This window comes from Klebsiella sp. SWET4 (assembly GCF_024296565.1).
Classification (GTDB): Bacteria; Pseudomonadota; Gammaproteobacteria; order Enterobacterales; family Enterobacteriaceae; genus Klebsiella; species Klebsiella variicola.
Window position 1 is genome coordinate 380,761 of record NZ_JANCOB010000004.1, and the last position, 8,429, is coordinate 389,189.

General features: G+C 49.4%; 5 protein-coding genes and 1 pseudogene. All 6 read right to left on the reverse strand.

What is annotated here, in order from left to right; all coding sequences use genetic code 11:
- Positions 1–7 precede the first annotated feature (7 nt).
- Positions 8–1,153, reverse strand: a complete 1,146-nt coding sequence (locus NKJ21_RS13195) for a glycosyltransferase family 1 protein (protein WP_022065008.1) — start codon at positions 1,151–1,153, stop codon at positions 8–10.
- A gap of 67 nt (positions 1,154–1,220) precedes the next feature.
- Positions 1,221–4,862 (reverse strand): glycosyltransferase, encoded by a 3,642-nt coding sequence (locus NKJ21_RS13200; RefSeq protein ID WP_086631307.1) that lies wholly within the window; start codon positions 4,860–4,862, stop codon positions 1,221–1,223.
- Positions 4,863–4,864: 2 nt separating this feature from the next.
- Entirely contained in the window at positions 4,865–6,142 is a 1,278-nt protein-coding gene (locus NKJ21_RS13205) for a bifunctional 2-polyprenyl-6-hydroxyphenol methylase/3-demethylubiquinol 3-O-methyltransferase UbiG (protein ID WP_008804108.1), read from the reverse strand.
- Entirely contained in the window at positions 6,142–7,356 is a 1,215-nt protein-coding gene (gene wzt, locus NKJ21_RS13210; protein ID WP_023322961.1) for an O8 family O-antigen export ABC transporter ATP-binding subunit, read from the reverse strand. Before wzt ends, NKJ21_RS13205 begins: the two co-directional genes overlap by 1 nt.
- Positions 7,356–8,150 carry an O8 family O-antigen export ABC transporter permease subunit gene (gene wzm, locus NKJ21_RS13215; RefSeq protein WP_008804106.1) on the reverse strand — a complete coding sequence of 265 codons (795 nt, stop codon included), beginning with the start codon at positions 8,148–8,150 and terminating at the stop codon, positions 7,356–7,358. The genes wzt and wzm overlap by 1 nt, the downstream gene beginning before the upstream one ends.
- A gap of 1 nt (position 8,151) precedes the next feature.
- Positions 8,152–8,429: pseudogene (locus NKJ21_RS13220) on the reverse strand (phosphomannomutase CpsG); the annotation flags it as partial.

The following is an 8,429-nucleotide window of genomic DNA, read 5'->3' on the forward strand; positions in this document are numbered from 1 at the left end:
GACACCCTTAGAGTAATTTATAGGCGTTAATGGTCTGGGTCGTACAGTTCTCCCACGAAAACTGTTTCGCCTGGGCAAGACCGCGCGCGGTGGCGACTTCCCGCCAGCTATCATCCTGCAGGCTCTGCAAAATATGCGCGCTAATCGCGTCTACATCATTAGGATCGGCAACGAGGCCGGCATCGCCAACCACCTCAGGCAAAGAAGTGACATTGGAACATACTACCGGCACACCGCAAGACATCGCTTCAAGAATAGGTAAACCGAATCCCTCATAGAAAGAGGGATAAACAAAGGTTCTGGCCGCCGCGTACAGATAAGGCAGGTCTTCATCCGGGACATAGCCCAGGTAACGGATCCACCCTTCACGCGTACCGCGCTCGACTAACTGCCACAGCACATCGTCTTCCCATCCGCGATAACCGCTGAGGATCAGCGGGTAGCGCATGCGGGTCTCCATCGGCAGCAGCTGATAGGCCTGCAGCAGACCGCGGATATTTTTACGCGGCTCCATGGTGCCGATATATAACGCATACCCCTGCCACGCCAGCTGATATTTCTGCAGGACCGGCAGGCACTCCGCCGGGCTGCGCGGAATATAGTCGCTGCTGCAGGCCAGCTTGGTGGTGACGATCCGATCCGCCGGATAGTTGAACAGGCGGATGATTTCACTGCGCGAGAAGTCGGAGACGGTCAGGATCAGCTTCGCCGAATCCAGGCTCTCGTGCAGGGACTTCTCCATATAGCGAACCCGATCTTTTGGATGATATTCCGGGCAGGTAAAAATGGAGATGTCATGAAACGTGGTCACGGCGCGTTCCAGGCGATGCGGCAGATAGAAATTGGGACCATGGTAAATGTAGTCTTTGTAATCGCGCAATGCCCACGCCTGGCGCCGCGGATGCAGCAGGCGATACGCCTCAATCAGCAGCGGCTGGCGACGCAGAAACGCCGACAGACGACCATGATTGCTGGCTTTGGTATCGCTTTTATTCTCCACCTGGGGGATCTGATCGATAAACGACGCGCCGTGAAACAGCTTCAGCTCTTCGATTTCACGGGCAACCGCCAGCCGCTTAACCAGCTCCAGGGAATACCGACCGATGCCCGTTAATGGGTATTTAATTGGCTCAGTAGCAAAAATAATTTTCATAATAAATGACACATCATCATCTAGCTCCCCTTGTATTCAAAGGCAAAAAATACAAGGGGGAATATTTTTATTTAAAATATTTAGCTTTAGCTAAGCCTTGACACATATTAACCAGGCGGCGTGAAACAGCATAATAATCATGTTGTTCACGCCATGCATCGGCACGTTGTTGAGTCCTGGTAGCCCAGGCGTCCTGTTCACGGATGGAATGAAGGATCCGGTCAATCCCCTGACTGATATCGTCGACGCTGCATCCATCAAATTTAAAGACCGCATCGTCCAGATCATCAAATATCGCCAGGGGTGTTACCGCAACAGGTTTTTGGGTTGCCATGCCATAACGTACCGCTCCGCTAGCTGACTCACCCGTATTCTGGTAAGCAAAAATCAGTAGATCAGCTTCTGAGAGCAGCCGCAAACTTTCCGCATCAGGCAGGAAATCATTATGCATCTCAATGAGATCGTTAACACCTAGCCGCTGAGCTGCCGCTTTAAGTTCTGCCACCAGATCGCGTGATTCTCCAACCGGATACTCCGCGTTAACCAGACGCAAACGAACCGGTTTCCCCGCCTGCTTGAGGCGATGGACGGATTCTACCAGCTCCATCAGGCCCTTATGCGGTAAGCAGAAGCCATAGCTCGCAATTAACGGTAAAGCCTGCTGTTGACGCGCGGCGCTCCCAGCAGCGTAGTTGATAACACCATGCGGAAATAAAGCAACATTATCGGTTAAGCCTAAATCTTTAAGGCGGTTCATATCGGCAATTGAATGCACCAACAATCGGTCACAAAGCGCCAGCGCATCCGCCATTTCGGCAAGGCGGAAATTCCAGGTCGGCTCTTTTTCCAGCGGATCCACAGTTGAATGCATCGTCATGACAACCGCTCGACCGGCGTCATGCTGGCGACGAATAAACGCCGACAGTTCGCGATGATTAAAGAATCCATAGTTAAACTGGATCACGATGACATCAAGTCGCAGAGCATCAATTTGTGGCTGGAGATTTTCAAGATAGTTATTTTCTTTACCCACAATCCAGTTGCGCAGTACAAACTCTTCGTCTGCACACACAAGATCTCCAGCGCTGACCTGGGGAGCAAAAACAACATCCGCGCCATGCGGTGCGCTCTCCAGCAAATGCTGAGAATAGGTTGCGATCCCACATTTCGTGTTCCAGGTCGTCAACCAGCCAATTCGCGCCCGATGCTGAGCAATATCAATATGCGCACGCAGCGTCTTAACTGCCTGACGAGAACGATCAGCCACCGCTTTCCAGGTAAACTGCTGCAGAATAAGCTCGCGACCAGCATCAGCCATGTCACGCAGCACTGATTTATCCGTCGAGGCTGCAGCTTTTAACGCATCCGTTAAGTTGTCAATGTCCACACTGGCCCATGTCGAGGCAAACAGACCAAAGTGTGTTTTTACCCGGGTAAACTGATAGTTAACCAGCCATGAATTTTGTGAATTAACAAAATCTAGTTGACCGCTCCAGTTAGTGACGATGGCTGGAAGCCCACTCAGCATTGCTTCAGCGATAGGTAAACCAAAGCCTTCGGCGCAACCTGGAGCAACCAGAACATCGCAGCTTTCATAAAGCCCTTTAAGCTGGCTGGCTGACATATCCTCTTTGATTATTTCAACTTTGGGGTAGTCCGCGAATTGAGCCTGGGCGTGTGCCAGCCACGCGTCAATTTCATTGTGTGGATTGTTAAAAGTCTTAATGATCAAGATAACATTGTCACGACGAGTGAACGCCCTGCCCCAAGCCTGAAGCATTGCCTGCACCCCTTTTCGTGGGAAGCAGGAAGAGACATGCAGGAAACGGAAGGTTCCCTCATCCACATCTTTTGCCGTTTCAGCTGCTGTGGTGAGCCAATGATCGCAGCCATTGCCTACAACAAATGCAGGCACATTCAAGCCGTTGTCAATCAATACCTTACGGACATGTTCTGAAGTACACAGCACGCCGTCAAGTTCCCGGTTAAATTCATTAATCCACGGCTGTGGAAAACCCGTTTCTTCCCAGGCATAGCAATGAAGGAGTTTTACTTTGGCATCCATATCGGCAACCCGCGGTGGATAGATATTTCTGCTAAGAATATCTATCTTTTCGTTACTCTTGCGGGTACGACATTGATTATAAAATGCCAGAAGATCGCTATTTTCCGGCTGTGCCATAAACGAGACATCCGGCGCAAAATCGCCCGGCCCTTCAGTGGAGTGCAATAGTACTTCTACACTATCGGCTGAGAGTGCCCGGGCAAACTCCCGATTCACCAGCGCCAGACTATATGAGCTATCGAAGGGACCTTCCACACGCCAGGTCAGCGCCTTATCATCAATTTGATACAGCTCAGCCGTCTTCAGATTGTAATCGATGGCCGTTGCGCACAAACGCAGATCGCGCTCTTCTGGCTGACAGTGAGAAATAGCAAGGATCCGCTGAATTAGTGCCTCAGGCAAGACCTGCAGGGTGCCGGCGTCTTCTGTCGCAATCTTCTCGAAAGCTTCCAGAGCCGTCACGGCAGCGTTGTCCCAGGAGAAATTACGTGCTTGCTGCTGAGCCATTTCCTTCAGGCGCGCCAGGAATGGAGCATCATTCAGACATTGCGCGATCTTTTCCCGAATGGAAGAGACAGAATACGGGTCGAATAATGCCTCAGGATTACCGATGACTTCAGGAATACTGGTGACATTTGAGCCAATGGCCGGTGCGCCGCACGACATTGCTTCCAGAACAGGCAGCCCAAAGCCTTCATGCAGCGAAGCAAAGATGAAAAGCTTACACAGACGATAGAGTTGAATCAGCTCATTTTCCGGCACGTAGCCAGTCAGAACCAGTTCACCCTGCTGCAACCCATTACCTGACGCCAGGGATTCCAGATACTGACGATCCCCAATGGACAGCTTACTAACGATAACCAATTGATGGCTGCGACGTAGAGCATCACTGAGTCCTGCATAGGCCTCAATCAATCGCTTAAAGTTTTTCCTGGAGTCAAATCCACCTGGTGCATACAGCACAAACTCGCGCTGAATACCGTAATGGCCAAGGACGGACTCTTTCTCGCTCGCTGTCACTTCCGCCATACAAAACTGAGGATCGGCTGCAGCTGCAATATTCTGCACATGGTCGCCCTGCAAATGCAGATGCTCAATCGCTTCCTGTGCCGTATAAGCGGAGTTAGTTAGCAGAAGGTCAGCGTTTTTTAACCATTCCACTTTCTGTAAATAATAGGATTTGAATACATCATCCAGCAGATAGGTCTCAGCCTGCACCAGGGGAATAAGATCGTGATGCAGTACGGCTACTTTGTACTGACGACTAAATTTGTGTACCGAAGTGGCCGCATCGTCGACATGACCTTCAAACAAGCTTGTAATGAAAACGACATCCGGACGCAATGATTCAAGAAACGCTTCCCGAATCAGTTCTGCGCTCTCCCGACGCCATTCATTACCTTTATCCATTGCACGTACTGGTCCTGCAGCATGCCAGACGACTATGTTGTCTGCTGGCAGGAGATCAGCAAATTGCGCCTTAACATCAGTAATCGACTCACCCAGCATAGCGGATAGCGCGATGAAAACCTCATGTCGATTGTTATTTCTAATAATCGCTCTGGCGATAGCAATACTATAACGACCAATGCCACGAAAGCGGCTTTCCGTCTGCGCGCCTTGTAAATCAATGACAATACGCATCGTTATTTCTCCGTATTTTTATTTTTTAATTCGTTATAAATACTCAACGCGCGACTTGTCATTTCTTCAGTACCCACATCATATCTTCTGGACTGCATCATCATCGTGTCAGATTGCACCAGCATTACGCGCTGGAACAAACGCTGTAGCAATGTGTAGCAGCCGGTTTTTCTTAGAAATTTAAACAGATAAACCTTTGACTTAGGATAACGATGGAAAAAGACCAGCGAGAGCGCCATCCCTTTGCGCAATATTTTTTTCGCCGCCCGACGGGCTCGTACTTTAGCCCCTTCCTGACGCAGTAATTGGCGTTGCAAAGACAGCCAGCGTAGAGGTTGAGTGATACGCCATGAACGGCTGTTATGCAAATCTGCCACTTGCTGATGAAGCTGATTGTTCTGACCAATGACATGATTTAGTTCGTCAACCTGGCCTTGCAACGTCTGAATATTCTCTGCCATTTTGCTTAGCTGGCGCGTATATGTCTGGTTTAACGTCTCCAGCTGTGAGGCAAAGGATGAGAACTGTTGGCGTAAAATTGCATCGTAACGGTTGCTCAGGACATCCAGCGTCAGACCATACTGTTGGGTAAACAGGGTTTCAAAGCGTTCAAGAACATCTGCAGGCGCTGCTTTCTGAGCAATGATGCTGTAATCGGGGCTAACACCTTTAAGCACATCGACCAGATTAACCGCTGCGTCCGGGGATTTGAGAGCCTCTTTTTCCTGTAGACGAACGGTAATTGCCCGGTTAAAACCATAATGAATAGGTAAAAACTCAAGCAATGGCGGCGGCAAAGGGTGATTATGCGTTGGATCCATATAAAATGAACAGGTCCCGACGCTTACATTCTCCGGGTTCGGCGTTTCGAGGATTAGCAAACCGCCAGGTTTCAGCACCCGTAAGGTATGCATGACGAGCTGCTGCAATACCTCAAAGGGCAAATGCTCAGCAATATGGAAACCAGTCAACGCTATCAGACTCTGGTCTGCTTGATTTTGCAGAAACTGCAGACAATCCATTTTCTGCACGTTCAGCCCGGCTTCCTTGGCACGTGCCAGCATGCCATCATCGAGATCGACGCCGATGTTCGCAATACCATTTTCAGTCAGGATTTCCAGCCATTCACCACGTCCACAGCCAATATCCGCAATCACGCCTTCGGGATAAAGATCCTTCAGACGAGACAAGAAAGGTAAATAAAAACTCAGGCGGTTCTTGATATCTTCAACCGAACCTCTGTGTCGTTCTTCAAATGAACGATAAAACGACGAACCCATTAAGAAATCTCCAGTTCAGGTGGCAACCAGGACACGCCGACAAACTCTTGTTGTTCCGTGTTAACGACGTTGAATACCACGGCCAGATCGCGCCATTCATAGTTTTTGCCGAGGTGCGTACTGGAAGTATGCAACGCGACAGCGACAGAATAGGAGCCAACCCCCAACCTCGCATCAAAAGAGAATAAAAACGAACGCTTTTCGCCTTTTTTCAGGCTGGTGAGTGTTTGTTTGAGATGATGCGTATTGGTCCCGAAAATCGGTTGCCCAAGTCGATCCTTGATCATATAACCGACGACGAGCTCAGGGATATCAGCCTTAACCTCAACATTAACCTGCAAGCTGATCCGATGCCCTACCGAGGCAAATTCAGTCACATTGCCCTGTTCATCGAGAAGATGAACCTCAGAGATTGTCACTTCACCAGTGCCTGAAACAGTTTGCGTTTTACCGTTGTGCTCAACTTGTTTAATGGACTGATTTTGCTTATCGGCAAGAAGCGCATTGTAATAATCCATCACCGCTTCAGGCTCGCCTTCCATCTCAATGTGGCCTTTGTTCAACAAAATAGCCCGGTCGCAAATGCTCTGGATCGCCTGTTTATCATGAGATACCAGCAGCAACGTGGTTCCTTCCAGACGGAATTTACGGATACGTTCGAAACTTTTATGCTGGAAATAGGCATCCCCAACGGATAACGCTTCATCAATAATCAGCACATCAGGACGGATAGCGGTCGCTACGCTAAAAGCTAATCGAACCTGCATACCACTGGAATAGACGCGCACCGGCTGGTCGATATAATCCCCGATCTCCGCAAACTCTTCGATTTGCGGCATCAACTCAGTAATTTTCTCAGAGGATAACCCCAGCAGTTGCCCTGACATATAAACGTTCTGTCGGCCAGTGAAATCAGAATGAAACCCCATACCCAGTTCGAGTAAGGCAGCGACACGGCCTGAGATTTCAATCTCTCCGGTCGTTGGCCTGGACGTACCGGTAATAAGTTTAAGTAGGGTACTCTTGCCCGCACCGTTGATACCGATAATACCAACCGCCTCTCCCGGAGCAACTTCGAAATTAATGTCGCTGAGGATCCATTTAAGATTATGGCGTTTTGTATTCAGAGGGGATAACCATTCGATCAGTCGCCCAGTTTTTGAGTGATACTGGCGATATGCCTTACCGACATTTTTTACTCTGATATAACTCATTATAATTCATCCACCATATCCGCCGCATGCTTGCGGAACATCCTGAAACCGATGACGCAGAAAATAATGGCGAGAGCCAATACTGGCCATAGCGAATACCAGTTGGGCGCCTGATGGTAGGCGAAGATGGACTGATAAGATTGCATGACCCGAGTCATCGGATTATAAAGCAGCAGATTTTTCGCCCATGCTGGTAATGAATTCAGTACGTAAACAATGGGAGTGAACCAAAACCAAAATTGCAGTGCAACCCCAACCAGTTGCCCCACATCCCGGAAAAAGACGTTCATCACACCGAGGATCATACCCAGCCCACCGGCAAAAAGGATCTGCAAAAGCAGAACCGGTATCACCGAGAAAAACAGCCAGCCAGGGAAGTTACCAGTGACAATGATAAAAATCAGAAACAGGCTGAAGATAATCGCGAAATTAAGCACTGCTGATAACGTCACGATGATCGGCAGACAAATTTTCGGAAAACTTAGTTTCTTGATCAGATTAGCATTATTGATGAATACGCTCTGACCTTTATCCAGCATCTCTGTAAACAATCCCCAGGTCAGTACCCCAGAACAGAGATAAATACTGTAGGCAAACGGCCCGGTGTTGTCGGGCATTCTGGCCTTCATCACCTCGGAAAAGACCAGGGTATAGACCAAGATCATAGAGAGCGGTTGTAAAACGAGCCATAACGCGCCCAGCATACTGGTTTGATAGCGTGCCTGAAAATCACGCTTAACACTGCTCCAGATAAATCCCCGATAACGATAAATCGTCGTTAGTAAATCTCTCACCTTATTCCCCGCTTAACAGGTGTAACAGCTCGGTCGTTTTCTCATTCATTAACGCAGTATCCGCTCTGGACTCAACGTTCAGACGCACCACCGGCTCGGTATTGGACGTGCGCAGGTTAAAGCGCCACTCAGGGTATTCAATACTGATACCGTCCGTTGTGTCGATGTGTGCGGCCGCCGGCTCATACTGCGCCCGGATGCGCGCTATCGCCTCCGCCGCGTTCCCCAGCTTGCGGTTGATCTCCCCCGACGCCGGGAACGCCGCCTGGCGGTCCGCCA

Excerpts from the sequence above, each read along its gene's own strand:
- NKJ21_RS13195 (WP_022065008.1), bottom strand. The coding sequence starts at position 1,153 with ATGAAAATTATTTTTGCTACTGAGCCAATTAAATACCCATTAACGGGC.
- NKJ21_RS13200 (WP_086631307.1), bottom strand. The coding sequence starts at position 4,862 with ATGCGTATTGTCATTGATTTACAAGGCGCGCAGACGGAAAGCCGCTTT.
- NKJ21_RS13205 (WP_008804108.1), bottom strand. The coding sequence starts at position 6,142 with ATGGGTTCGTCGTTTTATCGTTCATTTGAAGAACGACACAGAGGTTCG.
- wzt (WP_023322961.1), bottom strand. The coding sequence starts at position 7,356 with ATGAGTTATATCAGAGTAAAAAATGTCGGTAAGGCATATCGCCAGTAT.